The following is a 26,992-nucleotide window of genomic DNA, read 5'->3' on the forward strand; positions in this document are numbered from 1 at the left end:
ACTGCGCTTTAGCCCAGCCACCGCACCCACCGAGCCGCCATGAACGCACCCACCGCCCCCGCAGAAGTTGCCCAGTTCAACCGAGCCAGCCGCCAGGCCGAGGTGGTGCGCGCCCTGAGCGCCGTGGTGCCCGCGCACGCCCTGCTCTGGCAGGCCGAAGACACGGTGCCCTACGAGTGCGACGGCCTCACCGCCTACCGCGAACGCCCGCTGGTGGTGGTGCTTCCCGAAAACGAAGCCCAGGTGGCGGGCGTGCTCAAGGCCTGCCATGCGCTGGACGTACCGGTGGTGGCGCGCGGAGCTGGCACCGGCCTTTCGGGCGGCGCCATGCCGCATGCCCTGGGTGTCACGCTGTCGCTGGCCAAATTCAACCGCATCCTCAAAATCGACCCGCGCTCCCGCACGGCGGTCGTACAAGGCGGCGTGCGCAACCTTGCCATTTCTGAAGCGGCCGCACCGCACGGCCTGTATTACGCCCCTGACCCCAGCAGCCAGATCGCCTGCACCATCGGCGGCAACGTGGCCGAAAACTCCGGCGGAGTGCACTGCCTGAAATATGGACTGACCGTGCACAACGTGCTGGCCGTGCGCGGCTACACCATTGAAGGCGATCCGGTCACCTTTGGCGGCGACGCGCTGGACACGCCCGGCCTGGATCTGCTATCGCTCGTGATCGGCAGCGAAGGCATGTTGGCCGTGACCACCGAAGTGACCGTCAAACTCGTGCCCAAGCCCCTGCTGGCGCGCTGCATCATGGCCAGCTTTGACGACATCCGCAAAGCCGGCGACGCCGTGGCGTCGGTGATCGCTGCCGGCATCATTCCGGCCGGTCTGGAGATGATGGACAAGCCCATGACTGCCGCCGTGGAAGACTTTGTGCACGCGGGCTACGACCTGTCGGCCGAAGCCATTTTGCTGTGCGAAAGCGACGGCACGCCGGAAGAAGTGGAAGAAGAAATTGGACGCATGAGCGATGTGCTGCGCCGTTGCGGCGCCACCGCCATTGCCGTGAGCAAAGACGAAGCCGAGCGGCTGCGTTTCTGGAGCGGGCGCAAGAACGCGTTCCCGGCCAGCGGACGCATCAGCCCCGACTACATGTGCATGGACTCCACCATTCCGCGCAAGCGCCTGGCCGACATTCTGTTGGCCATTGCCGAGATGGAAAAGAAATACCAACTGCGTTGCGCCAACGTGTTTCACGCCGGCGATGGCAACCTGCACCCACTGATTCTGTTTGATGCCAACGACCCCGACCAGTTGCACCGGTGCGAGCTGTTTGGTGCCGACATTCTGGAGACCAGCGTGGCCATGGGCGGCACCGTGACCGGCGAACACGGCGTGGGCGTGGAAAAACTCAACAGCATGTGTGTGCAGTTCAGCGCCGCAGAAAACGAGCAGATGTTTGCCGTGAAGCGCGCGTTTGATACCAAAGAACTCCTCAATCCCGGAAAAGTCATTCCCACACTTCAACGTTGTGCTGAATACGGAAAGATGCTGGTGCGGGGTGGCCGCCTCGCACACCCAGAATTGCCCAGGTTTTAACTGTCAACTTTCACAGTTGCACCTTGACACACTGGGGTACAGTAGTGTGACATGAAGGCGCTTTACCCCCCGAGCGATGCACCCCAGCCGCCTTTGGTGCGTGATGGGGATGTGTTTTCGCGTGAGCAGGATCTGCTGCTGCAGATCCAAAAGCTGCGCGAAGAAAACGCCCACCTGCGGGAAAGCTACGCAGCCAGCCTCGCTCAATCCGGACTGCGCGGACAGCCCGCACCCGAGGCAGACAGCCTGCCTCTGCGGCTGGATGCGGCCCTGCGCGAGCAACTGAGCGCCACGCCCACCACAGTGGCTGCCAAGCTGGAATATGAGGCGCTGTTCGAGGCGCTGGCCCACGTGTTTCCCATTGGCATTTTTCGCGTCGACCACGCAGGCGTTTTGACCCACGTAGACGACAAGCTGCAACAACTTTTCGGCCTCGCCCGGCAAGAATTTCCCAATTTCGGCTGGCTCTCACGGGTACACCCAGACGATCTGAAACGCGTACAACAGCACTGGGTGCAAGGTGTTTCACAAGGCACGGCACTCAACGTCGAATTTCGACTGACGCGCCCAAACCAGCCCATTTGCCACGTATTGGTGCGCAATGTGTCGCAACACGATGCCAATGGCAACATCACAAGCCAGCTGGGGTTTGTGCAAGACATCACCATTCTGCGCACGCTGGAAGCAGACGCGCGGCTGAAGGACGACCTCAACCAACAGATCATTGCCAGCAGTCCAGATTGCACCAAAGTGCTCGATCTGCAGGGCCGCGTGCTGCAGATGACGGCCAAGGGCTGCGAGCTGGTCGAGGTGGACAATTTTGAGCAAGTGCGACTCAGCGATTGGACCCAGTGGTGGCCTGACGACCAGGCGGCACTCGCCACCGCGGCCATCCAAGCGGCCGGGCGCGGGGAAAGTGCGCGCTTCATCGCACCTGCAGACACGTTCAAAGGCACGCCCAAGTGGTGGGACACCGTGGTGTCCCCTATCTGCGACGCCAAAGGACAGGCGGTGATGCTGTTGGCTGTCTCGCGCGACATCACCGAGAGCCGGCAGCAGCAGGAAGAGATTCGCGAACTCAATGTCCAGCTGGAAAACAGGGTGCAGATACGGACACAGGAGCTGGCCGACGCGAACCAGCGGATTGGCGTGGCCTTGCATGAAGCGCAAACCCTCTACAACCAGGCGCCCTGCGGCTACCACTCGGTAAACGCCCAGGGGGTTTACGTGCTGATCAACCAGACCGAACTGGACTGGCTGGGCTATGCCCGCGACGAGGTGGTGGGTCAGCAACATTTTCGCGACCATGTATTGCCCCAATACCGGGATCTGGTTCGAGACCGGCTCATCCGTCTCAAAGGCCACGAGAAGCTGGAGACGGTTGAAATCGGCATGCGCCGCCGCGATGGCAGCGATTTTCTTGCCCTGCTCAGCAGCACCGCCGTGTACGACGCCGCAGGGACGTTTGTGCGCACCAACAACACTCTGGTCGACATCACGGCGCGCAAGGTGGCCGAATTGGCACTGGAGGCGCAGCGAAATTTCCTGCAAGCCATCACCAACACGGTACCGGTACAGCTGGCGTTCTATGACACCGACCTGGTCTGCCGCTTCGCCAACGCCAGCTACGCGCGCTGGCTCCGGAGCAGCCCCGAAAGCTTGATCGGCCTGCACCTCAGCCAGATTGCCCGGCCCCAAGACTTCCACAGTGCCCAAACCCATCTGGCGGCTGCGCTGGCCGGTCAGACTCAGCGCTTCGAAGGGCTCCGAGCTTTTCCCAATGGAGAGAGCTTTTACGCCAGTATCGAATACACGCCGTATCGCCCAGACGGTGCGGTGCGAGGCATCATCATTCAAATGCTCGACATCACCGAGCGCAAGGCCGCCGAAGACCAGGTGCGCGAGGCCAACTGCCAGCTCAACGAAGCACTAGGACAGGCACAGGCACTCTACAACCAGGCACCATGCGGCTACCACTCACTCAACCAAAATGGCGTCTATGTGTCCATCAACGACACAGAGCTTGACTGGCTGGGCTACGACCGCCAGGAGGTGGTCAACCAGAAACGTTTCGCCGATTTCATCTCACCCAAGCACCACCGCCTGCTTGAAAGCAGAATGCGAGACATTCTGGAAGACAAGGCGACCGAGGGCGCGGAGTACGAAATGCGCCGCCGCGATGGCAGTGTGTTTTTTGCGCTGCTGTCGTCCGCTGCGGTGCGCGACGCTGAAGGTCGCTTCCTGCGCAGCAACACCACGGTGGTCAACATCACCCACCGCAAGCAGGCCGAAATGGCCTTGCACGACAACCAGCGCTTCTTGCGCACCATCACCGAACACGTGCCGGGCTTGATCGCCTACGTGGATGCCATGCTCAGGTTCCGGTTTGCCAATGCTGAGCACCTGCGCGTGTACGGCATGGATCCCCAACGCATCACAGGGCTGCACATCAGCGAATGCCTGCCCCCTGACGTCTGGACCCAGACCGCCCCACGTATGCGCGCCGCGCTGGGTGGTCACAAACAGCAGTTTGAAGCGTGGCGCCGCACGGTGGACGGTACGCCCATGTTCATCAACGCGACCTACCTGCCCGATGTCCACGAAGGACTGGTGCAAGGTGTGTTCGTGCAGATCATCGACATTACCGAGCGCAAGCGGATTGAAGAAAGGGTGAGCCAGCTCAACGACGAACTGGAGCGGCGCATCCAGGAACGATCGGCTGAGCTGCTGGACAGCGAACAACGCTTTCGCCTCATGGTGGACAACCTGCGCGAATACTGCATTTTTTTTCTGGACGCCGATGGACTCATCACCGACTGGACCGACAGCGCCCAGCGCCTGGAGGGTTACTCGCCCACCGAAATGCTGGGGCGGCACTACGCTTTGCTGTTCGACCAAAACGACCCCGAGAGAGGCCTGTCCAAGGCGAACCAGACGCTGCGCCTCGCCGCTTCCCGTGGCCAGCACGAACTGAACGACTGGCACACCCGCAAAGATGGCTCCCAGTACTGGTCACACTCGCTGCTGATTGCGCTGCGCGATGAGGGAGGTGAACTGCGTGGCTTTGCCAAGATCAACCGCGACATGACCGACGCCAAACGGCTCGACGACCTGATGCGCAACATCAACGACGAACTGGAAAACCGGGTGGCTGAACGCACCGAGCAGCTGCTGGCCGCGAACAAGGACCTGGAGTCCTTCTCGTATTCGGTTTCACACGATCTGCGCTCACCGCTGCGCCACATTTCCAGCTTTGTGAGCCTGCTCGAAGAGCACCTGGGCGCACAGTGCGACGAAGTCAGCGCTCGCTACCTGGGAACCATTGGGAGTTCGGCACGCCATATGAGCCAGCTGATTGACGGCCTGCTGGCGTTTTCGCGGCTGGGTCGCTCGGCCGTGAATGTGGCACCCGTAGACTTTGCCCTGCTGGTGGGCGATGTCGTGGGGCAGCTGGCCCACGACACCGAAGGGCGTGTGGTGGACTGGTTAGTCGCACCCGACCTGCCCCTGGTGCAAGGGGACGCCCTGTTGTTGCGCGAGGTCTGGGCCAACCTGCTGGGCAATGCCTACAAATACACCCGGCCCAGAGCGCGTGCAGTCATCGAGATTGGCTGGAGCGTCGACCCGGCGGTGGGCTACACCTTCTTTGTCCGTGATAATGGTGTGGGTTTCGATACAAAATACGCCGGTAAACTCTTCGGCGTATTTCAGAGGTTGCACCGAGCCTCTGAGTTTGAAGGGACCGGCATCGGTCTGGCGCTCACGCGCCGCATCGTGGAGCGCCACGGCGGCGGCATCTGGGCAGAAAGCCAGTTGGGTGAAGGCAGTGTGTTCTACTTTTCGCTACCCTTTGAGAGTATGCCGTCATCGGACGTGACCAAAGATTCGCTGTACGCCGCTCTGGAATCATGAACAAAAACGCCAACGCCATTCTTCTCGTTGAAGACAATCCCGATGACGCTGAGCTGACCCGCTTGGCGCTTGCCAGGCACGGTCTGGACGGCCGCGTGACCCATGTGTCCGACGGCATGCAAGCGCTGGACTACCTCTACCGGCGCGACGCCTACGCCAACCGCCCCAACGGCAACCCTGTGCTGGTGTTGCTGGACCTGAAAATGCCCCTGCTGGACGGCATTGGCGTGCTCAAGGAAATCAAGGGCTCGGAGCACTTGCACAACATTCCGGTGGTGGTGCTCACGTCCTCCACAGAGCCCAGTGACTTGCAGCGGGCCTACGACGCCGGCACCAACGCCTACATCGCCAAGCCCACCGAGTTTTCCCAGTTTCTCAGCGCCATGAAGCACGTGTGCGAGTTCTGGATCCACATCAACCAGACTGCACCCCAAACCTCGAACGCGGGTTTGCGCAGCTCTGATTTTGGCGAGCTGATGTGATGGTCGGCCTGCGCCTGGTGCGCAGGCCCATGACCCCCTGCGGCACTGAACAAGCCTCGCGCGCAACGCAACCCCAGGTTGATGTGCCCTGAATTACCAGGGGTCAACGAAGCGGTGGGTGCCAGGGGGCCTCACGCGCGCACTGGCCAGCCCCCGCACCAGCCAGGCCCGGGTATGCGCCGGGTCTATCACGGCATCAATTTCCAGCGTTGCAGCCATCTGTGTCGCTGCTCCATTGGCGTATTGCTGAGCCAGCAGGCGTTCAAACAAAGCTTCGCGCTCTGGACCTTGAGGCAGCGCTTCCAACTCCTTGCGAAAGCCCAACCGGACCGCACCCTCCAGCCCCATGCCACCAAACTCGCCGGTGGGCCAGGCCACCGTGAAAACCGGCGCGTGAAAACCGCCCGCCGCCATGCCCATGGCACCAAGCCCGTAGCCTTTGCGCAACACCACGCAAAAGGTAGGCACACGCAGATGGGCCGCCACCACAAACAGACGGCTGACATGGCGCACCTGGGCTTGCGCTTCTGCGGCCAGCCCCACCATAAAGCCCGGCGTATCCACCAGGCTGATGATGGGCACCCCGTGGGTATTGCACAGCTGCAAGAACCGGGCAGCCTTGTCGGCCGCATCGGCGTCGATGGCACCGCCAAGGTGCGCCGGGTTGTTGGCCAGCAGCCCCACCGGGCGCCCCTCGATACGGGCCAGTGCCGTATGAATCCCGACGCCGAAAGCGGTGCGCAAGGGCAGCAAGCTGCCACTGTCCACCAGGCCGTCCATGGCCGCGCGGGTGTCGTAAACGCGCAAGCGGTTCTCCGGCACCACGCCGCGCAAGGCCATCGGGTCGGGTGCCTGCCAGCTGGGTACCGTGCCCTGAAAAAATGACAGGTAGTGGCGGGCCGCCGCCACGGCTTGCGCCTCATCGTCCACCAGCACATCGATCACGCCATTGGCATGCTGTACCGCGCTCGGGCCAATGTCTTCCGGGCGAAACACGCCCAGGCCGCCACCCTCCACCATGGCTGGCCCACCCATGCCAATATTGCTGTTGCGGGTTGCGATGATCACATCGCTGCACCCCAGCAGCGCAGCGTTGCCGGCAAAGCAGCGGCCGCTAGCGATACCCACCACGGGCACCTGGCCGGACAACCGGGCAAAGGACGCAAATGTCGGCACATGCAGCCCGGCCACAATGGGCATGTCTGTGTCCCCCGGCCGACCGCCACCACCCTCGGCAAACAACACCACCGGCAACCGGTTTTCCAGCGCAATGCCGAGCAGCCGGTCGGTCTTGGCATGGTTTCGCAGGCCCTGGGTGCCAGCGAGCACCGTGGCGTCGTAGGCCATCACGACCACGCGGCAGGCCTGGGCTGCTTCGGACGCGACCGAAGTGCCGCCGAACAGCGCCGCGTTGACCGAACCGATGCCGGTGACCATGCCATCGGCCGGGGTGTTGGCGATCAAGTCTTCTTCGGTGCGGCGGCTGCGCTGCGCTGCCACCGCCAGCGCGCCGTATTCGATGAAACTGCCAGCGTCGCAGAGATCGGCGATGTTCTCGCGGGCGGTGCGCTGCCCCCGGCTGTGCCGCCGCGCCACGGCGACCGGGCGTGCCGCATCCAGCGCGAGTGCCTGGCGGTCCAGCAGCCGCTGCAAGTCGGCGCGTGGCAGGTTCAATCCCTGGGCCTCTTGCGCAGGCTGCGCCGGGGTTGCGGCTTCGGGAGGGCCGTCCAGGGCCTCAGGCTGGCCCGCGCCTGTCGGCACGGGTGCGGTGTGCAACAGCACATCGCCCACCTGCACCGTGTCATCCACACCAAACAGCAGCGCCACCACACACGCATCGGCCTCGGCACGCAGCTCGTGTTCCATTTTCATGGCCTCCAAGACCACCAGCACGTCACCCGCGCACACCAAGTCTCCGGGAGCTACCTGCCATTGCACGATGCGGGCTTGAAGGGGTGAGCGCATGTCTTTCATGCGCGGATTCTGCAGCGGCGTCCGGTCTTGGCCCGGTCAATCGGGCGACAGCCGGGCGCCGCTGCCAAGGGCGACGCAGTTTACTTGTACAGATTGGAGTCTGCCCATTGCGACGAGGGGCCGTGGTCTTCGGTGGTGACTGGGACACTGAGGTTCAGCACAAACACCACCTCGCCACCGAAACGACCGACACCCAGCGTTTTCATCAGCTGCTGCTCCTGCTCGGGGTGCTCCATGCGCAGAAAGCAGATGGCCTGCTTGGTGCCCTCGTGCATGGCCGTGAGGATATCCAGCCGCGTGATACGACCGAACTCACTGCACAACTGGTGCAGTGCGGATTTCAAGCTGGTCACATCGCTGTGCTGCCGGAGTTCTGCCAGAGCGCTCACGTTCACCCCCAATTTTGATTTCAGTCCGGCACCATGTCTTTGATTGGCGGGAGAGGTCTGCCTTTGGACGGCATTCAATGGTAGTACATATGCTACAAATAATCACATTTACGTTACAAATATCCTATTTGATCGCCATCAAAAACTCTAGGAGGCTGCGCAGCAGAAAGCATTAGAGCGAAACGGGTGGGGCAAGAGCCCATTTGGCCCTGCTTTTGAGGACGGTGGCTGTCGCCACAGCCTGAAAAACAGAGGCGAAGTGGGACTTTTCTCCATCTTTTGCAGCCGATGCGCTTCTGCCGCGCAGGCGCCCAAGGTTCCTTCAACATACAACAAACCCCCGTTTTTTAAATCCAATTCATGTATTTGAAACGGTATGCTCGAATCCCAAACCGACGAAAGCGGGCACCCCATGCCACATGGACATCGCGGCGACCAAGCCGACCATGACGAACAAGCCACCCCATGGATCGAGCCCAGGGAAGCACCGCCGCTGCGCGTGGATTGGGCGCCACTGGCCCATCTGGTCACACACTTGGGCGGGGTTCCCATGGCCTTGTGGGCGCAAGCCCTGCCCGGCGGCCCGGTGCTGCTGGGTGCCTGCGGCCTGCCGGCCGACCAGCAGGCCGGCGCTTTGGCGCTGTGCACACACATCGCGGCTGACACCGCGCTGAATGGGTGCCTGCTGGATGCCGACGTGCACCCCGTGTCGGAGCCCCACACGCTCGCAGGTTTGCAACCCCACATCCGGTTTTGCCTGGTGCTCCCGGTGCCCTCCAGCAGCGAGACCAACCCCACCTGGCTGGCGCTGCTCGACACGACACCGCGCAGCCCTGAGGCGCTCGCTGACCGCTTGCCGGGCTTACAAGCAATGGCCGCCCACGCCGGACACCTGCAAGACCTGGCCCGCCAGCAACAGCGTTCGGCCCACCTGACGCAAGGACGGGAAGAGCGCCTGGGCAAAGCGTTGCATGAAAGCGAGAGCCGCCTGAACCTGACCGAACACACGGGCGGGGTGGGCAGCTGGTCGGTCGATATCGCCACCGGACAGCTGCAGCATTCCGACGAATACGCCAGCATTCTGGGCCTGGAGCCCGGGGAACACATGCGCGATCTGGCGGCCATGGTGCAGCGCTACACGCCCGAATGGCGCACCGGTATCCAGCAGCGGCTGGAGCGCTGCGCCCAAACTGGTGAGCCGTTTGACGAAGAAATACAAGTGCAGGTCAGCAGCATGAGCCCCAAATGGGTTCGCACTGTGGGCCACGCCGTGCGCGATGGCGACGGGCACATTCTGCGCATTCAGGGTGCGGTGCAAGACATTTCAGCGCACAAGCAGGCGCAACAGGAAACCCTGCGCCTGGCGATGCGCCTGACCACCACGCTGGCCAGCATCACGGAAGCCTTTGTGACGCTGGATCGGCAATGCTGCTTTACCTACCTGAACCAGGAGAGCGAACGGCTGCTGCAAAAGACCACGGCCGATCTGCTGGGCCTGGAACTCTGGCACGACTTCGGCGATGGCCTGGCGCAGCGGCTGCGCGAGCAGCTTGGGCGTGCACTCAAAAGCAACCACCGCATCGAGCTGGAGGATTTTTTCCCCTCGCTGGGCAAATGGCTGGAAGTGCGCGCCTACCCGTTTGCCGAGGGCCTGGCGGTGTACTTTCGCGACGTCACCGAACGCCGCCGCTCGCAAGAGCAGCTGATGCTGCTGGAAACCAGTGTGGCCCGGCTCAATGACATCGTGGCCATTGCGGAAGCGGGCTTGGGCCCGGATGACGAACCGCGCATGGTGTTTGTGAACGACGCTTTTGAAAAACAGACAGGCTACAGCCGCGACGAGGTTTTGGGACAGACGCCTCGCATGCTGCTGGCGCTGGACCCGGCCATGGTCAAACTGCGTGAAATGGCAGAAGGCCTGCAAGAAACCCGGCAAGTACGCACCGAGCTCATGGTGCACCGCAAAAACGGCGCCTCGTTCTGGGTTGAGCTGGAAGTGGTTTCGGTGCAGGCGAGCGCCGAAGAGGTGACGCACTGGGTGGCGGTGGGGCGTGACATCACCCAGCGCAAAACCGCAGAAGACATGATTCGGCACCTGGCGTTTTACGACCCGCTAACCGACCTGCCCAACCGCCAGCTGCTGCTGGACCGGCTGCAAAAGTCGCTGTCGCAATGCGCTCGCACGGGCCAGCATGGCGCGCTGATGTTCATTGACCTGGACAACTTCAAGATACTCAACGACACGCTGGGCCACCACATGGGCGACCAATTGCTGCAGCAAGTGGCCTTGCGCTTGACCCAGAGCGTACGCAAGGCGGACACCGTAGCGCGCCTGGGCGGCGACGAGTTTGTGGTGATGGTGGACGACCTCAGCACCGACCCCGACGCTGCAGCCTACAAGTCGCGCGCACTGGCCGAAAAAGTGCTCGACATGTTGCGCGAGCCGTTCCAGATTGCCGGGCACCAGCACTTTGCCACGCCCAGCATAGGCGTCACCGCCTTCAATGGCGACCAGAGCGATGTGAGCGAACTGCTGAAGCAAGCCGACCTGGCCATGTACCAGGCCAAAAGCCTGGGCCGCAACACGCTGTGCTATTTCGACCCCAACATGCAAGCCACCGTGAGTGCCAATGCTGCCTTGGGCGCAGCGCTGCGCGTGGGCTTGCGTGAGAAGCAGTTTGTGGTGCACTACCAGCCGCAGGTGGACCGCCTGGGCGTGATCACGGGCGTGGAAGCTCTGGTGCGCTGGCGACACCCCAACAAGGGGCTGATCAGGCCAGCCGATTTCATCCCGGTGGCCGAAGACACCGGACTGATTTTGCCGCTGGGCATGTGGGTGTTGGAAACCGCTTGTGAGCAACTCGCCGCCTGGGCCGACTGGACCCAAACCGCCGGTCTGAGCATTGCCGTGAACGTGAGCGTGTACCAGTTCCGCCACCCCAACTTTGTGGACATGGTCATGGCCGCGATTGCGCGCACCGGCATTCGACCGCACAAACTCAAACTCGAACTCACCGAAAGCCTGCTGGCCGACCGCATGGAAATCACCATCCAGAAGATGGGCATGCTCAAAGAGCTCGGTGTCACCCTGTCGCTGGACGATTTCGGCGTGGGCTATTCGTCGTTGTCGTGCCTCAAGCGCCTGCCGCTGGACCAACTGAAAATTGACAAGGGGTTTGTGGCCGACGTGCTGACCGACCCGAACGACGCGGCCATCTCGCGGGCCATCATTGCGCTGGCGCAGAGCCTGGGCTTGCAGGTGGTGGCTGAGGGCGTGGAAACGCACGAGCAGCGGGACTTTCTGGCCTATCAAGGCTGCGACCAGTTCCAGGGCCATCTGTTTGCGCCAGCGCTGCCCATCGAAACGCTGGAGGCGTTTTTGCGCAACCCATCGTCTGGCATGGTGGTGACAGGCTGAATCGGCACCGGCTGCGTCCTGCGCAGCAGCATGGCGCAGGAGCGGAACGGTCAGTGCGCCGGGCCGGCAAACAGCGCCACATTGCCGCCGGCCGCCGTGGTGTTGATGGTCAGCGTTTGCTCGGCGCAAAAGCGCAGCAGGTAGTTGGGGCCACCGGCCTTCGGCCCGGTGCCGCTCAGGCCTTCGCCGCCGAAAGGCTGCACACCCACCACGGCGCCAATCATGTTGCGGTTCACGTACACGTTGCCCACGCGGGCGGCTGTGGCCAGCGCCTGGGCCCGGCTGTCGATGCGGGTCTGGATGCCCAGCGTGAGGCCGTAGCCCAGGGCGTTGATCTGTCGAATCACGTCCATCGGGTCACCACCCCAGCGCACCACCTGCAGCACCGGGCCGAAGATTTCGGCTTTCACATCGGCAATGGTTCGCACCTCGAACATTTGCGGCGGGATCAGGTTGGGCACCGTGGCTGCGGGCAAAGCCACCGGCAGCAAGGGCTTGGCCTGCGCATGCAGGCGCTGCAGGTGGCGGCCGATGCCCTCAAACGCCTCGGCGTCGATCACCGGGCCGAGGTCCGTCGCCAGCGCGGCGGGGTTGCCCGCCACCAGTTCATTCGCGGCACCCTGGATCATCTGAATCACGTGGTCGGCAATGCCTTCGTGCAGGCACAGCAGGCGCAGCGCCGAACAACGCTGGCCCGCGCTGCGGAAGGCGCTTTGCACCACCGCGTCGGCCACCTGCTCGGGCAGGGCGGTGCTGTCCACCAGCATGGCGTTGATGCCACCGGTCTCGGCGATCAGCGGCACGATAGGACCGTCTTTGGCCGCCAGCGCACGCTGAATGGTTTTGGCCACAGGCGTGGAGCCGGTGAACACCACGCCCGCCACGCCCGGCTGTGCCACCAGCGCCGCGCCCACGGTTTCGCCCGGGCCGTGCAGCAGTTGCAAAGCGTTGGTCGGCACGCCGGCGGTGTGCAGCAGCTGCACCGCTTCGAGCGCCACCGCCGGCGTCTGCTCAGCCGGTTTGGCCAGCACCGCGTTGCCGGTGGCCAACGCAGCGGCGACCTGGCCCATGAAGATGGCGAGCGGGAAGTTCCAAGGGCTGATGCAAACCCAGGCGCCGCGGCCTTCCAGGCGCAGCGTGTTGCTCTCGCCGGTCGGCCCCGGCAGGGTTTGCGGCGCCATCACGCGCTCGGCCTCAACGGCATAAAAACGCAGAAAGTCCACCGCCTCGCGCACCTCGGAGACCGCGTCGCCCCAAGTCTTGTGCGCCTCTCTCACCAACAAGGCGCAGAAACGCGGCAGCTGCTGTTGCAGCGCATCGGCAGCACGGCGCAGGGTGGCGGCGCGCTCGGCCACCGGCGTGTGGTTCCAGCCGGCGAAGGCGGCCATGGCCTGGGCGCAGGCGGCATCCACGTCGGCGGTGCTGGCTTCGGGAATCACCGGCACCGGCGTGCTCGCCAGCGCGGCCAGCAGCGGCTCGCGCATCGAGACCACAGCCAGATCGAGGCCCTGGCTGTTGGCGCGCTGAGCGCCGTACAGGTCCGCCGGCAGCGCCAGCGCGGGCTGGGGCTCCAGCCGCAGCGGCGAAATGAGCAGTTCGTCCATGCCCACCGACTCGTCGGCCAGCTGGTGCACAAAAGACGAGTTGGCGCCGTTTTCCAACAGGCGGCGCACCAGGTAAGCCAGCAGGTCGCGGTGCGCACCCACCGGGGCGTACACGCGGCAGGCCACCAGCGGGTTCTTCAGCACCTCGCGGTAAATGCCTTCGCCCATACCGTGCAGCCGCTGCAGTTCAAACGGCACACCGTGGCGGGAGGCCATTTGCAGGATGGCGGCAATGGTGCCCGCATTGTGCGTGGCGAACTGCGGGAAGATCGCGTCCGGCGCGTCAAGCATCGCACGCGCGCAGGCGAGGTAGCTCACGTCGGTGTGGTGCTTGTGGGTGAACACCGGGTAGGTGGGCAGGCCCAGCTCTTGCGCGCGCTTGATCTCGGCGTCCCAGTAAGCGCCCTTTACCAGGCGGCACATGAACTGGATCTTGTGGCGGCGGGCCAGCGCAGCCACGTGCTCAATCAGCTCGACCGCGCGGGTCTGGTAGGCCTGCAGGGCCAGCCCCAGGCCGGTCCACTGCGGGCAGTGCTCGGCCACCAACTGCGCCAGCGCCTCGAACACGTCGAGCGAGAGTTCGAGCCGGTCCACCTCTTCGGCGTCAATGGTGAGGTTCAGATTGGCCGCCGCTGCGGCGCGGCACAGCGTCCACACGCGCGGCACCAGTTCCTCCATCACACGCTCGTGCTGCACGTCTTCGTAGCGTGGGTGCAGCGCGCTGAGCTTGATGGATATGCCATCGTTTTTCACCGGCGAGGCTTTTGGGTCAGCACCCCGGGCAATGGCAGCCAAGGCGCTCTGGTAGCTGGCCAGGTAGCGCAGCGCGTCCGCATCGGTGCGGGCACCCTCGCCCAGCATGTCAAAACTGAAGCTCAGGTTGCTCTGTTTCTTGCGGGCCGATGTGGCTTCCTTCATACCCTCTTCGATCGTCTGCCCCAGCACGAACTGGCGCCCCAGCAACTGCACCGCGCGCAGCGTGGCGGCCACCACGGTCTTGGCGCCCAGCTTGGCCATCAGGCCGGCTTCTTGGCCAGCGCCGGGGAGGAAGTGTTTGGACATGGCGATCGCGGTGGACGACAGGCGCGCCAGCGTCGAATCAGCAGCGCCGTCAAAGTCGGCCCGGCCCAGCTGGTCGGCCGTCAGCGCAATGGCGGTCTCAGCGTCGGGCACGCGCAGCAGCGCTTCGGCCAGGCGCATCAGCGCCAGACCCTCGGCACTGGAAATGGGGTATTCCTTGAGCAGGCTTTCCATGGCCCAGAACGGCGGCGGGTTGTCGCGCACGGCGCGCACCCAGGGCGCAGCCACTTGCGCAGCGGTGGCCCAGTCCAGCGCGCCCTGCAGCGCGGCGAGGCGCTGGGCGACGATGGCGACTTCAGGCCGGTAGGGGAAAGGCAGGCGGTCGGTGGTGCGGGGCATGGCGGTCTCCGAAAATCGGTAGGCGTTGGTGAATACCGCGATCTTGACGTCCATACACACGAATTTTTGTCTGTATTTTTAGGCTTTACCGGATAATTCACCACCCATGACCGAAGCCAACCATGAACTCGACCGCATCGACCTGCGCATTTTGAAGGTGCTGCAAACGGACGGCCGCATTGCCAACCTGAAGCTGGCCGAAACGGTGGCGCTGTCGCCCACGGCCGTGCTCGCCCGCACGCAGCGGCTGCAGCGCGAGGGCTACATCCTGGGTTACGAGGCGCGGCTCAACCCGCTCAAGCTCGGGCGCGGCATGATGGTTTTTGTAGAGGTATCGCTGGACCGCACCACGCACAACGTGTTTGACGAGTTCAAGGCTGCGGTACAGGTGCACGACACCATCATGGAATGCCACATGGTGGCTGGCGGCTTTGACTACCTGCTCAAGACCCGCATGGCCGACATGGCGGCCTACCGCGAATTTGCCGGCAGCGTGCTCTGGCAGCTGCCCGGCGTGCGCGAAACCCGCACCTACGCGGTGATGGAAGAGGTGAAAAACAGCAGCCGGCTGCCGCTGTAAGCACGCACGATTGGGCGTTTTTTTCTCAGGCCCGTGCAGCCCGGCTGCCAAAAATGGCCCGCCCCACCCGAACCATCGTCGAGCCAGACGCCACCGCCGCATCCAGGTCGTCGGTCATGCCCATGGACAAGGTGTCCAGCCCCAGACCCTGAGCGTTCAGCCGGTCAAACAAGTCTTTGGCCTGCGCAAACACCGCCCGCTGGGCCTCAAAACCGTCGGCTGGCTCGGGAATGCACATGAGCCCGCGCAGCGTCAAGCGGGGCAGCTGTGCCACCGCCTCGGCCAGGGCGGGCAGCTCGGCGGGCGTCACGCCCGATTTGGTGGGACCACCGTCCACATTCACCTGCAGACAGACCTGCAACGGTGGCAGCTCTGGCGGCCGTTGCTCGCTCAGCCGCTGCGCAATCTTGAGCCGGTCGACCGACTGCACCCAGTCAAAATGCGCCGCCACCAGGCGGGTTTTGTTGCTTTGCACCGGGCCAATGCAATGCCATTCCAAGGCCGCGCCAGGGTGCAAGGCGCGCAGGGTCTGGATTTTCTCCACGCCTTCCTGGATGTAGTTTTCACCAAACGCGTGCTGGCCCGCGGCCAGCGCCTGGGCCACCGCATCGGGTCCGAACGTCTTGGAAACCGCCAGCAACGTGACAGCGTTCACGTCCCTGCCCGCCTGTGCGCAGGCGTCTGCCATCTGGCGGTGTACCTGTTGGAGATTGTCTTCAATCGTCGTCATAATCAGTCCGTCATACCAACACAGCACGGGACCCCGGGATGGATATCACGCAACTGCTCGCTTTCAGCGTCAAGAACAAAGCATCCGATCTTCACCTCTCGGCCGGTCTTCCACCCATGATACGGGTGCATGGCGACGTGCGCCGCATCAACGTCGAACCGCTGGACCACAAGATGGTCCACAGCATGGTGTACGACATCATGAACGACAGCCAGCGCAAGCACTACGAAGAGTTTCTGGAGTGCGACTTCTCGTTCGAGATCGAAGGTCTGGCGCGGTTTCGCGTCAACGCTTTCAACCACAACCGCGGCGCTGGTGCGGTGTTCCGAACCATTCCCAGCAAGATCCTCACGCTGGAGCAGCTCAACGCGCCGAAGATTTTTGGCGACCTGGCCCTGCGTCCGCGCGGCCTGGTGCTGGTGACCGGCCCCACCGGCTCGGGCAAATCCACCACGCTGGCCGGCATGGTGAACCACCTCAACGAAACCGAGTACGGCCACATCCTGACGGTGGAAGACCCCGTGGAATTCGTGCACGAGTCCAAGAAGTGCCTGGTGAACCAGCGCGAAGTGGGGCCACACACGCTGAGCTTTTCCAACGCGCTGCGCTCGGCCCTGCGTGAAGACCCCGACGCGATTCTGGTGGGCGAGATGCGCGACCTGGAGACCATCCGGCTCGCCATGACGGCGGCCGAAACCGGCCACCTGGTGTTTGGCACGCTGCACACCTCCAGCGCCGCCAAAACGATTGACCGGATCATTGACGTGTTCCCGGCCGAAGAAAAAGACATGGTGCGCGCCATGTTGTCCGAGTCCCTGGTGGCCGTGATCTCGCAAACGCTGTGCAAGGTGAAAGACGGCAGTGGCCGGGTGGCGGCGCATGAAATCATGCTGGGCACCAGCGCCATTCGCAACCTGATCCGTGAAGCTAAGGTGGCCCAGATGTATTCGGCCATCCAGACCGGCAGTGGCGTGGGCATGCAGACGCTGGACCAGAACCTCTCGGAACTGGTCAAGCGCAACGTGATCAGCCCAGCCGAAGCGCGCAGCAAGGCCAAGATTCCTGAGAATTTCCCGGGGTAGATGTGCTATCCCCCGTTGCTTGCTCGCTGCGCGTAGCCGCATACCCCCAGGGGGCCACGCGTGCAGCCAGGCAAATCCGGTTCCGCCGCGTTCTGGGCTGGCGTACCTGCTTCCAGCATGTCCCACGCTCCGGGACGTGAACAAGGTTTTTCAAACAAGGTAGTCCTTCATGGAACGCGACCAGGCATCCAAATTCATCAACGACCTGCTCAAGCTCATGCTGAGCCGAGCCGGTAGCGACCTGTTCATCACCGCCGACTTCCCGCCCGCCATCAAGGTGGACGGCAAGGTGGTGAAGGTGTCACCTCAGCCACTGAACGCGCTGCACACCCTGGCGCTGGCGCGCGCCATCATGAACGACAAGCAGGCGGCGGAGTTCGAACGCACCAAAGAATGCAACTTCGCCATCTCGCCGCCGGCCATCGGCCGCTTCCGCGTGAGCGCCTTCATTCAGCAAGGCAAGGTCGGCATGGTGCTGCGAACCATTCCCGCCGTGTTGCCCACCATCGACAAGCTGGGCCTGCCCCAAGTGCTGAAAGACGTGGTGCTGTCCAAACGCGGTTTGTGCATCATCGTGGGAGCCACGGGATCTGGTAAATCCACCACGCTTGCGGCCATGGTCGACTGGCGCAACGAAAACACCCACGGCCACATCATCACCATTGAAGACCCGGTGGAGTTCGTGCACCCGCACAAAAACTGCGTGATCACGCAGCGCGAGGTGGGCCTGGACACCGACAGCTGGGAGGCGGCACTGAAGAACACGTTGCGCCAGGCGCCCGACGTGATCCTGATGGGCGAGATCCGCGACCGCGAGACCATGGAGCACGCGATCCAGTTTTCAGAAACCGGGCACCTGTGCCTGGCCACGCTGCACGCCAACAGCGCCAACCAGGCGCTGGACCGCATCATCAACTTCTTCCCCGAAGACCGCCGCCCGCAACTGTTGATGGATCTGTCGCTCAACCTGCGCGCCCTGGTGTCGCAGCGCTTGATTCCGCGCCAGGACAACAAAGGCCGCCACGCCGCCGTGGAAGTGATGCTGAACTCGCCCCTGATCTCCGACCTGATCTTCAAAGGCGATGTGGCCGAGATCAAAGAGATCATGAAAAAGAGCAACAACATGGGCATGCAAACCTTTGACCAGGCGTTGTTCCATGCATTTGAGGCCAACATCATCACCTTTGAGGACGCCCTGCGCAACGCCGACTCGCTCAACGACCTGCGTCTGCAGATCAAGCTCAACAGCCAGCGCGCGAAGACCCAAGACCTGGCCGCGGGCACCGAGCACCTGACGATTGTTTAGAGCTACACCCCGGCCGCGCTTCGCGCGACCTGCTCAGGGGAGCACGGAGAGTGCCCCGGCTGAGCCTGTTCCATCGCGTGCTGGCTGAAACATTTCACGCCGACTGGACTTGGGCACGCGCGTTTCGCGATACTCCTAGCCTTAACTTCAGGATTTCTTGCATGAGCAGCATCGCCACCAAAATCTACGAAACCATTGCGCCCAAAAAAGTCGCTTTCCTGGGCCTGGGCGTCATGGGCTATCCCATGGCCGGGCACCTGGCAAAAGCCGGACATTCGGTCACCGTGTACAACCGCTCGCCGGCCAAGGCGCAGGCCTGGGTGGCCGAGTTTGGTGGAACAGCAAAAGGCACGCCGCGTGAAGCGGCCACCGGTGCAGACGCCGTGTTCTGCTGTGTGGGCAACGACGACGACCTGCGCTCGGTCACGCTGGGAGCGGACGGTGCCTTCGCCGGCATGCAACCGGGTGCGGTGTTTGTGGACCACACCACCGCCTCGGCCGACGTGGCGCGCGAGCTGTACACCGCCGCGAAGAACCTGGGCCTGGCCTTCGTGGACGCGCCTGTTTCCGGCGGCCAGGCGGGCGCGCAAAACGGGCTGCTCACGGTGATGTGCGGGGGCGATGCCCAAGCGTTTGATGCGGTACAGCCAGTGGCCATGGCGTTCTCGCGGGCGTTCACCCTCATGGGTGATAGCGGCGCAGGCCAGCTGACCAAAATGGTCAACCAGATCTGCATTGCCGGGCTGGTGCAAGGCCTGTCGGAAGCCATTGCGTTCGGGCAAAAAGCCGGCCTGGATATGAACCAGGTGCTGGACGTGATCGGCAAGGGCGCCGCGCAGAGCTGGCAGCTCGACAACCGCGGCAAGACGATGGTGGCCGACCAGTTTGATTTCGGCTTTGCGGTGGACTGGATGCGCAAAGACCTGGGGCTGGTGCTGGATGAAGCCAAGCGCAACGGCGCGCGGCTGCCCGTGACGGCGCTGGTGGACCAGTTTTATGCCGACGTGCAAGCCATGGGCGGGAACCGACTGGACACGTCCAGCCTGATCAAACGCTTGAAGTAACGGAGCGCCCTCGCCGGCTTCGCCGTCACCCTCCAGGGGGCGGCGCTGGCGGCCCGGCCAAGCCGGTTCCAAGACGCCTTGGCAGAACATCCCCTCGGGCGACCGTCGCTTCGCTTGGACCTTTATTTGGAGGGCGTCGCATCTTTCACTGGCGCTGGCGCTGGCTGGGGCAACAGACGCGCCAGCTCTTCTTCGCTGATGATTTCCAGCACGCGCACCACGCGCTGCACACCCTGGGTGTTGCGGGTGATTTCGGTGGCACGGTCGGCCTCGCGCTGGGTGAGGCGGCCCATCAGGTACACCGTGCCGCGGGTCGTCACCACCTTGGTGGCTGAGGCCGACAAATCGCGGGCATCGATCATGGCGGCCTTCACCCGGCCCGTGACCAAGGTGTCTGACGAGCGCTGGGTGAGCGAAGAAGCGCCCAGCACACCCAGTTCGTTGACGATGCTGCGCACGTTTTCAACACCGGCCACAACGGTTTCGGCCAGCGCCTTGTCTTGCTCGCTGGCCACCTCGCCGGTGAGCAGCACCTGGCGGTTGTAGCTGGTGACGGACACGTTGCCGCGTTGGCCAATCTGTTCACGCAAGCGGTTGGCCGCCCGCAGTTCGATGCCCTGGTCTTCCACCTGGGCGCCCGAGGTGCGGCGGTCGGTGACCACAAAAGCGCCGGTCATGGCCCCACCCACCATGAGCGGTGCACAGGCAGACACCGCAGCCCCCAACAGCACAGCGGTCAGCGTGGTGGCCGCGACACGGCTCCAGCGGGTGGGCTCAATGGACTTCATGCAGGGTTCTCCTGTTCGTTGCTCAACGCGTCGGGCAGCCCCAGCAGCTGGGCGTCTACACCGTCGCAAATACAGTGCAACACCATGTGGTGCACCTCCAGAATCCGGGCCGGCACGTCGTGGGGCACGCACACCAGCACATCGGTGTCGCGCAACATTTGCGCCAGGCGGCCACCGCGCCCGCCGGTGAGGGCCACCACGGTCATGTCGCGCTCGTGCGCCGCTTCCACCGCCGCCAGCAAGTTGCCCGAATTGCCGCTGGTGGACAGCACCAGCAACACGTCACCAGCCTGCCCCAAGGCCCGCACCTGGCGGGCGTACACGGCACGGGCATCGAAATCGTTGGCAATGCCGGTGAGCACGGCGGCGTCGGCCGAGAGCGAAAACGCAGCCAGCTCGGGGCGTTCGCGGTCGTAGCGGCCCATGAAGCTGGCAGCAAAGTGCTGCGCCGCCGCGGCAGACGCGCCGTTGCCGCACGCCAGCACCTTGCCACCGCCGGTGACACTGACCAACACAGCGGTGGTGGCCGATTCGACCACCGGGGCAAGTGACTGCGCGCACTGGTATTTCAGGTCGGCGCTGTCGATGAATTGTTGTTGTATTCGTTGCAAAAGCATGGGGCGATCATAGCGGTCAGGGGGTGTATCAAAAGCTTGCGGATGCATCAAAAGCCGCACGCAGCCAGTCGATGTGCAGGGGCTCTGGCGCATCAGGTTGCGGCGCCAGCCGCCCGTGGATCAGCACCACATCAAACCGGCATGGGGGTTCTGATCCGAGCCGCAGCAAAAAGTGCCGCGCTGCCAGCACGATGCGGCGTTGTTTGGTGGCGGTGATGCTGGCACCGGCACCGCCCTGGCGGACGCTGGCCCGCTGGCGCACCTCGACAAACACCAGCGTGCCGTCGGGCTCGCGCATAATCAAATCGACCTCGCCGCCGCCCCGGCCCGGGGTTTTGAAATTGCGCTGTACCAGCGCCAAACCGTGGCGCTGCAAATGCGCCAGCGCCATGTCTTCTGCGGCATCGCCCAGTCCCTTGGTTGTCGTCAAGGCTGGCTCTGGTGCCTCCTGTTTTCTGGAAAACCACATTGTCTGCAAGCACTCCATCCCTGTTGGCCGCCGCGCGCGAGGCAGCCGCTCACCAGCATTATCCGCAGGGCGCGCTGTACATGGTCGCCACGCCCATCGGTAACCTGGCCGACATCGGGCTGCGCGCCTTGCAGGTGCTGTCGCTGGCCGACACCGTGGCCTGCGAAGACACACGCCACACCGCCAGCCTGCTGCAAGGCTACGGGCTGCACAAGCCACTGCTGGCACTGCACGAACACAACGAAGCCGAGGCCGCGCAAACCGTGGTGCAGCGCCTGCAAGAAGGCCAGCGCGTGGCCTATGTAAGCGACGCGGGTACGCCCGGCGTGAGCGACCCCGGCGCGCGACTGGTGTCGGCCGTGACGGCGGCGGGTTTGCGCTGCGTGCCCATTCCCGGTGCCAGCAGCATCACCGCGCTGCTGAGCGTGGCGGGCTCACCGCGCACCGGTGGCTGGGACGGTCGGTTTGTGTTTGCGGGTTTTTTGTCGCCCAAAGCGGCCGAGCGCCAGCGCGAGGTGCAGCACATGGCAGACGACGCCCGGGCCTGCGTGCTCCTGGAAGCGCCCCACCGCATTGAAGCGCTGGCCAAAGACCTGGCCGCCCTGGGCGAGCGCATGCTCACCGTGGGGCGCGAGCTGACCAAGCAGTTTGAAGAAGTGGCGCACCTGAGCGCCGCGTCATTCCCGGCATGGCTGCAGGCCAATGCCCACCGCACCCGAGGCGAATTTGTGTTGCTGGTGCATCCGCAAGCCGCCGACAAAGCCGAGGCCGGTGCGCTGGACACTGCCACCCAGCGCACGCTGGACTTGCTGCTGACGGAGTTGCCGCTGAAAACCGCCGTGAAGCTGTGTGCCGACATCACCGGCCAGCCACGCAACACGCTGTACGAAGCGGCCCTGGCCCGGCGCAAAGACCGTCAGGCTGAAGCCGACTGAACGGTCTGCGGTGCCTGGGCGCACCGCAGACGCCGCAGCCTCAAGGCAACATGCGCGCCATGGGGTCATTGCCCGAACGCGGCGCACCGCTGGCACTGCCGGGGGCCGCCGGCTCAGGCACTTCCTGTGCCTGCACATCCACCACATCGCCCAGGTCAGCCCCGCGCGCAGTGGGGTGGCTTGCGCCAGCGCGACCCGGCCACACACCGCCCGCGTAGTGCCGCGAGGTCTGGCGAAAATGGTTGAACATGACCACCGGCGCCGGCTTGCGCCCGGTCAACAGTGCCCACAGCGACGCCACCAGCACCACCGCCAGCAAGGCCAGCAAAAGGCTCAGTACAAAGATGGTGAACGCCAGACCAAGCACCAGCTTGAAGATACCGCTGACCACGCGGCCCAAAAAGTCAGAAAAACCATTCATAGTAGAAAGAGCCCGACGGGCCAGTGGAGTTCCGCAAGGATCGGCACAAGGCTGGCCGATTTGTCCAACAATGGACCGCTCAGAGGCATAAACACCTATTACATGGGGACAAGCCCCCCGGTTGCAAGCATTTTCTGGAGTCTCCCATGGCACTTGCCCGACCCGAACGCCTTTACCGACCGCTGTTGCTACTGGCCTTGACCTTGACCTTGCCCATGGCGGTCCAGGCGCTGGAGCTGTCCGATGTGGCGCTGGAAGGCGAGCTGCGCTTTTTGGGCGAACGCCCGGACCCAGGCGCCTACCACTACGCCTCGCAGGTACAGATCAGCGACGACAGCCTCTCCAGCGGCGTGGTGCAGCTGACCACCTGCCACCACCAACTCGACCCGAACGCCAAAATCGTGATCGCCTTCAATCCCCAGCGGGTTCAGCGCATTGAAATTGCGTCCACCGAGGGCGTGGAGCGTGCGCAGGTGCAGGGCCACCTGGTGGAACTGACCCAGGTCAAGCGCGGCGGCAGCGCCTGCATCAACCTCACCTCCAAAGCCCTGGAGCGGGTGGACGAACACACCTGGCGCCTGCACGCCGGGCCGCTGATGCGCCGCTACCTCGACGGCTACCTGCCCATGCAGGCCCGCCTGGCCTTTCAGTGGCCAGACGGCCTGCTGCGCCTAAAAGCCACCCAACCGGCAGGACAACCCGGCGTCACGGTGAACAACAGCCGCACCGGCGCACAACTTGACCTGGTGTTTGCCGGGCGCATGACCGCCACCCTCGACCTGGTACGCGGCACGCCCTGACGGCGCGGTAAGCGGTGCTTGAGAGCACCGCGCAGCGGTCTGTCATGCGGGCAAGGTGACCGGCTGATATGCTGAGAAATGGCTGCGCGCATTCGGCGCGTGGCTTTTTTACTGCCTGTCATGAAACCGATTTACCAATACTTTTTTCGCGGCCTGATCACGTTTTTGCCTCTGGCATTGACGGTTTACGTGCTGTTCCTGTTTGTCACCTGGACCGAGGGCGTGGCCATGGCCCTGATCCGGCCCGTGATCGGGGAGTTCTACCTGCCCGGGCTGGGCATTGTGCTGGGCGCCGGTCTCATCATGGGGCTGGGTTTTCTGATCTCGCAGCCCTACACCGCGCGACTGCTCTCCTGGGTGGAATTGCCGTTCACCAACCTGCCGGTGGTGAAAAGCATTTATTCGTCGCTGAAGAACTTTGCCGACTATTTCGCCCCGCACGAAAAAGACGCCCAGCAAGTGGTGCTGCTGCGCATGCCGGGTGGTGAACTGTCCACCGTGGGCCTGGTCACGCGCCAGTCCATGAAGGGCCTGGCCCGAGGGCTGAACGAGCTGGAAGACCATGTGGCCGTGTACCTGCCCATGGGTTACATGATCGGCGGGTACACCGTGTTTGTGCCACGTAGCTGGACCACCCCGATCGACATGACGGTGGAGGAAGCCATGCGCTCGGCGCTGATCGCCTTCATGTCCTCCAACCGCAGCGAAAAAGGCAGCGGAAACCCAGCCCCCCAGGAAAGCGCCCAACCATGAGCATCCGCCACCTCGACGCCCTGTTTGCCCCCGCCTCGGTGGCGGTTTTTGGCGCTTCCGAGCGCCCTGGTAGCGTGGGCGGCACGGTGTGGCGCAACCTGGTGGGCAGCGGCGGCTACCGCGGCCGGCTCTACCCGGTCAACCCCAAACACAGCCACTTGAATGGCAGCGCCGCTTACCCCAGCGCAGAAGCCCTGCCCGAGGCGCCCGACCTGGCCGTGATCTGCACCCCTGCGAGCACTGTGGCGCCGCTCATTGCGGCCCTCGGTGCGCGCGGCACACGCGCCGCCATTGTGGTCACCGCCGGGCTCGACAAAGCCCAAAAACAAGCCATGCTGGACGCCGCCAGGGTGCACACCTTGCGCATCCTCGGGCCCAATTGCATCGGCATGCTGGTGCCCCACCTGGGCCTGAACGCCAGCTTCGCGCACATGGGCGCGCTACCGGGCGACCTGGCCTTTGTGTCGCAGTCGGGCGCGCTGGTCACCGCCATGCTCGACTGGGCCGGCTCGCGCGGCATCGGGTTTTCGCATTTCGTCTCGCTGGGCGAACGCGCCGACGTGGACTTTGGCGACATGCTCGACTTTTTGGGCAGCGACCCCAAAACCCGCTCCATCCTGCTTTACATCGAAAGCATCAACGAGGCACCCAAATTCATGTCGGCCGCGCGCGCCGCCGCCCGCAACAAGCCGGTGATCGTGGTCAAGGCCGGGCGCTCGGCGGCGGGCCAGCAGGCCGCCGCTTCGCACACCGGCGCGCTCGCCGGGTCTGACGCCGTGTTTGACGCGGCCATTGCCCGCGCCGGCATGCTGCGCGTAGACACGCTGCACGAGCTGTTTCTGGCTGCTGAAACGCTTTCGCGCTTTCGCGACGGCCCCTCCGGCCAACTGATCGTGCTCACCAACGGCGGCGGCGCCGGCGTGATGGCGGCCGACGCTGCGGCCGCAGAGGGCGTGCCGCTGGCCGAGCTGGACAACGCCTTGCTGGCCCGCCTGAATGCCGTGTTGCCCGCCAACTGGTCGCGAGCCAACCCGGTGGACATCATTGGCGACGCGCCCGCCACGCGCTACCAGGCTGCGCTGGAAGCGCTCTCGCACGAGACCGACAGCGCCGTGCTGTTCATCCACGCACCCACCGCCATCGTGCCCAGCACCAACATTGCGCAGGCGCTGCTGCCGCAAGTCACGGCGCAGCCCCGGCGGGTGATGGGCTGCTGGCTGGGCGACACCGCGGTGGCCCAGGCGCGCCACACCTTTCGCCAGGCGGGCGTGCCCGACTTCAACACGCCCGAAGAAGCGGTGCGCGCGTTTTCGTTTCTGCGCACCTACCGCCTTCACCAGGAAGCGCTGCTGCAGACCCCACCCGCGCGCAGCGCCGCCCAGCCGGTGGACCTGCCGCGCCTGCGCGCCATCGTCGAAGCCGTGCTCAGCAGCGGTCGCGAACTGCTGACCGAGCCCGAAGCCAAAGACTTTCTGGCGGCAGCTGGCCTGCCGGTGGTGCCCACCCAAATCGTCGGCACCGACCCCACTGACGCCGTGGCCGCCGCCGACGCCATGGGCTACCCCGTGGTGGTCAAAATTTTGTCGCACACCATCAGCCACAAGAGCGACGTGGGTGGCGTGCGCCTGAACATTGGCAACGCCAGCGAGCTGCGCGAGGTGTGCGCCGCCATGCTGGAGCGTGTGCGCGCGCTGCGGCCCGATGCCGAAGTGCAGGGCTTCACCGTGCAGCCCATGGTGCGCAAAAAACACGCCCACGAACTCATCATCGGCGCCAGCGTGGACCCCATTTTTGGCCCCGTCATCTTGTTTGGCGCTGGCGGCACGGCGGTGGAAGTGCTGGCCGACCGCGCACTCGCCCTGCCCCCGCTCAACACCCCGCTGGCGCTGGCGCAAATTCAGCGCACCCGCATTGCCAAACTGCTGAAGGGCTACCGAGACGAGCCCGCCGCCGACGTGAACGGCATTGCACAGGTGCTGGTGGCTGTTTCGCAGCTGCTGGTTGATGTGCCCGAACTGGCCGAGCTGGACATCAACCCCCTGCTGGCCAACCACGAGGGCGCAGTGGCGCTGGACGCGCGGGTGCGCCTGTCGGCCGCACGGCCGGCGGGTGCGGCGCACTTTGCCATTCAGCCCTACCCGCAGCATCTGGTGGAAAGCTGGGCCTGGCAGGGCGAAGCGATCACGCTGCGCCCCATTCGCCCGGAAGACGAAGCCCAACACCGCCGTTTTCTGGAGCAGCTGGACCCGGAGGACATTCGCCTGCGTGTGTTTTACAGCCGCCGCAGCATCGAACACAGCGAACTGGCCCGCCTCACCCAGATCGACTACGCGCGCGAAATGGCCTTCATTGCCACCCGGCCCTTGTCCGATGGCAGCGAAGAAACCCTGGGCGCGGTGCGCGCGTCGGTGGACCCAGACAATGAAAACGCCGAGTTCGGCGTCATCGTGCGCTCCGACCTGAAAGGCAGCGGCCTGGGCCACCGGCTCATGAGCAAAATGATCGAGCACCTGCGCGCCCGGGGCACGCAGCGCCTCGTGGGCACGGTGCTGCGCATCAACACCGGCATGCTGGAACTTGCGCAGGCGCTGGGCTTCCAAGAACGCAGCAGCCCCAGCGACCCGGGTGACCACCAGGTGCGCTACGTGTCGCTGGAACTACAAACCCAGGCCAACGCCGACGCCCGCACTGTTTGATACCAAACGGC

At 64.2% G+C, this 26,992-nt stretch carries 19 protein-coding genes and 1 pseudogene; 12 read left to right on the forward strand and 8 right to left on the reverse strand.

Annotated features, from left to right (window positions below; genetic code table 11):
* Nucleotides 1-39: 39 nt before the first annotated feature.
* Genes ACTG4K_RS17695 through ACTG4K_RS17705 form a run of 3 tightly spaced genes read left to right on the forward strand, consistent with a single transcriptional unit; the run spans nucleotide 40 to nucleotide 5,936 of the window.
* The gene (locus tag ACTG4K_RS17695) at nucleotides 40-1,542 is read left to right on the forward strand and encodes an FAD-linked oxidase C-terminal domain-containing protein (RefSeq protein ID WP_439115542.1); all 1,503 of its coding nucleotides are present in this window, start codon (nucleotides 40-42) and stop codon (nucleotides 1,540-1,542) included.
* Between the two features lie 51 nt (nucleotides 1,543-1,593).
* Nucleotides 1,594-5,454, forward strand: a complete 3,861-nt coding sequence (locus ACTG4K_RS17700; protein WP_439115543.1) for a PAS domain-containing sensor histidine kinase — start codon at nucleotides 1,594-1,596, stop codon at nucleotides 5,452-5,454.
* Nucleotides 5,451-5,936, forward strand: coding sequence for a response regulator (locus tag ACTG4K_RS17705; RefSeq protein WP_439115544.1), 486 nt, complete (start codon nucleotides 5,451-5,453; stop codon nucleotides 5,934-5,936). The genes ACTG4K_RS17700 and ACTG4K_RS17705 overlap by 4 nt, the downstream gene beginning before the upstream one ends.
* A gap of 93 nt (nucleotides 5,937-6,029) precedes the next feature.
* Here ACTG4K_RS17705 and ACTG4K_RS17710 read toward each other — a convergent pair.
* Both ACTG4K_RS17710 and ACTG4K_RS17715 read right to left on the reverse strand, forming a co-directional pair.
* Nucleotides 6,030-7,892, reverse strand: a pseudogene (locus ACTG4K_RS17710) (carboxyl transferase domain-containing protein); the annotation flags it as partial.
* A 98-nt stretch (nucleotides 7,893-7,990) separates the two neighbouring features.
* A complete protein-coding gene (locus tag ACTG4K_RS17715) occupies nucleotides 7,991-8,263 on the reverse strand; it encodes an RNA recognition motif domain-containing protein (RefSeq protein ID WP_439115545.1) in 273 nt (90 codons plus the stop codon).
* A gap of 412 nt (nucleotides 8,264-8,675) precedes the next feature.
* Between ACTG4K_RS17715 and ACTG4K_RS17720 the strand changes: the two genes are divergently transcribed.
* Nucleotides 8,676-11,717 (forward strand): sensor domain-containing protein, encoded by a 3,042-nt coding sequence (locus ACTG4K_RS17720; RefSeq protein WP_439115546.1) that lies wholly within the window; start codon nucleotides 8,676-8,678, stop codon nucleotides 11,715-11,717.
* Between the two features lie 50 nt (nucleotides 11,718-11,767).
* On the opposite strand, the gene ACTG4K_RS17725 is transcribed toward ACTG4K_RS17720, so the two are convergent.
* A complete protein-coding gene (locus ACTG4K_RS17725; RefSeq protein ID WP_439115547.1) occupies nucleotides 11,768-14,740 on the reverse strand; it encodes an L-glutamate gamma-semialdehyde dehydrogenase in 2,973 nt (990 codons plus the stop codon).
* 106 nt (nucleotides 14,741-14,846) lie between these two features.
* Here ACTG4K_RS17725 and ACTG4K_RS17730 point away from each other — a divergent pair, with 106 nt between their 5' ends.
* Complete coding sequence (locus tag ACTG4K_RS17730; protein WP_439115548.1) at nucleotides 14,847-15,320, forward strand: Lrp/AsnC ligand binding domain-containing protein; 474 nt, start codon at nucleotides 14,847-14,849, stop codon at nucleotides 15,318-15,320.
* A gap of 25 nt (nucleotides 15,321-15,345) precedes the next feature.
* On the opposite strand, the gene ACTG4K_RS17735 is transcribed toward ACTG4K_RS17730, so the two are convergent.
* Nucleotides 15,346-16,050, reverse strand: coding sequence for a YggS family pyridoxal phosphate-dependent enzyme (locus ACTG4K_RS17735; protein ID WP_439115549.1), 705 nt, complete (start codon nucleotides 16,048-16,050; stop codon nucleotides 15,346-15,348).
* A gap of 38 nt (nucleotides 16,051-16,088) precedes the next feature.
* On the opposite strand from ACTG4K_RS17735, the gene ACTG4K_RS17740 reads away from it, so the two are divergent.
* The 3 genes from ACTG4K_RS17740 to ACTG4K_RS17750 all read left to right on the forward strand — a co-directional run bounded on the left by ACTG4K_RS17740 (nucleotide 16,089) and on the right by ACTG4K_RS17750 (nucleotide 19,502).
* Nucleotides 16,089-17,132 carry a type IV pilus twitching motility protein PilT gene (locus ACTG4K_RS17740; RefSeq protein WP_439115550.1) on the forward strand — a complete coding sequence of 348 codons (1,044 nt, stop codon included), beginning with the start codon at nucleotides 16,089-16,091 and terminating at the stop codon, nucleotides 17,130-17,132.
* Between the two features lie 169 nt (nucleotides 17,133-17,301).
* Nucleotides 17,302-18,438 carry a PilT/PilU family type 4a pilus ATPase gene (locus tag ACTG4K_RS17745; protein ID WP_439115551.1) on the forward strand — a complete coding sequence of 379 codons (1,137 nt, stop codon included), beginning with the start codon at nucleotides 17,302-17,304 and terminating at the stop codon, nucleotides 18,436-18,438.
* A gap of 161 nt (nucleotides 18,439-18,599) precedes the next feature.
* On the forward strand, nucleotides 18,600-19,502 hold the full coding sequence (locus ACTG4K_RS17750) for an NAD(P)-dependent oxidoreductase (protein WP_439115552.1): 903 nt from the start codon (nucleotides 18,600-18,602) through the stop codon (nucleotides 19,500-19,502).
* Nucleotides 19,503-19,624: 122 nt separating this feature from the next.
* On the opposite strand, the gene ACTG4K_RS17755 is transcribed toward ACTG4K_RS17750, so the two are convergent.
* From ACTG4K_RS17755 to ACTG4K_RS17765, 3 genes are read right to left on the reverse strand one after another with little or no spacing between them, the layout of a single operon-like run.
* Nucleotides 19,625-20,290, reverse strand: coding sequence for a BON domain-containing protein (locus tag ACTG4K_RS17755; RefSeq protein WP_439115553.1), 666 nt, complete (start codon nucleotides 20,288-20,290; stop codon nucleotides 19,625-19,627).
* A complete protein-coding gene (locus ACTG4K_RS17760; protein WP_439115554.1) occupies nucleotides 20,287-20,907 on the reverse strand; it encodes an SIS domain-containing protein in 621 nt (206 codons plus the stop codon). Before ACTG4K_RS17760 ends, ACTG4K_RS17755 begins: the two co-directional genes overlap by 4 nt.
* Nucleotides 20,908-20,935: 28 nt before the next feature.
* The gene (locus ACTG4K_RS17765; RefSeq protein WP_439115555.1) at nucleotides 20,936-21,376 is read right to left on the reverse strand and encodes a YraN family protein; all 441 of its coding nucleotides are present in this window, start codon (nucleotides 21,374-21,376) and stop codon (nucleotides 20,936-20,938) included.
* Between ACTG4K_RS17765 and rsmI the strand changes: the two genes are divergently transcribed.
* Nucleotides 21,376-22,311, forward strand: a complete 936-nt coding sequence (gene rsmI / locus ACTG4K_RS17770) for a 16S rRNA (cytidine(1402)-2'-O)-methyltransferase (RefSeq protein WP_439115556.1) — start codon at nucleotides 21,376-21,378, stop codon at nucleotides 22,309-22,311. The two genes, ACTG4K_RS17765 and rsmI, sit on opposite strands and share 1 nt — an antisense overlap.
* A 40-nt stretch (nucleotides 22,312-22,351) precedes the next feature.
* Here rsmI and ACTG4K_RS17775 read toward each other — a convergent pair whose 3' ends face one another.
* The gene (locus ACTG4K_RS17775) at nucleotides 22,352-22,732 is read right to left on the reverse strand and encodes a hypothetical protein (RefSeq protein WP_439115557.1); all 381 of its coding nucleotides are present in this window, start codon (nucleotides 22,730-22,732) and stop codon (nucleotides 22,352-22,354) included.
* Between the two features lie 146 nt (nucleotides 22,733-22,878).
* On the opposite strand from ACTG4K_RS17775, the gene ACTG4K_RS17780 reads away from it, so the two are divergent.
* The 3 genes from ACTG4K_RS17780 (at nucleotide 22,879) to ACTG4K_RS17790 (ending at nucleotide 26,981) form a co-directional block, all read left to right on the forward strand.
* Nucleotides 22,879-23,532, forward strand: coding sequence for a hypothetical protein (locus ACTG4K_RS17780; RefSeq protein WP_439115558.1), 654 nt, complete (start codon nucleotides 22,879-22,881; stop codon nucleotides 23,530-23,532).
* 120 nt (nucleotides 23,533-23,652) lie between these two features.
* On the forward strand, nucleotides 23,653-24,285 hold the full coding sequence (locus tag ACTG4K_RS17785) for a DUF502 domain-containing protein (protein ID WP_439115559.1): 633 nt from the start codon (nucleotides 23,653-23,655) through the stop codon (nucleotides 24,283-24,285).
* Nucleotides 24,282-26,981 (forward strand): bifunctional acetate--CoA ligase family protein/GNAT family N-acetyltransferase, encoded by a 2,700-nt coding sequence (locus ACTG4K_RS17790; RefSeq protein ID WP_439115560.1) that lies wholly within the window; start codon nucleotides 24,282-24,284, stop codon nucleotides 26,979-26,981. The genes ACTG4K_RS17785 and ACTG4K_RS17790 overlap by 4 nt, the downstream gene beginning before the upstream one ends.
* The last annotated feature ends 11 nt before the right edge of the window (nucleotides 26,982-26,992 follow it).

Source organism: Hydrogenophaga sp. (assembly GCF_965657535.1).
GTDB lineage: Bacteria > Pseudomonadota > Gammaproteobacteria > Burkholderiales > Burkholderiaceae_C > Hydrogenophaga.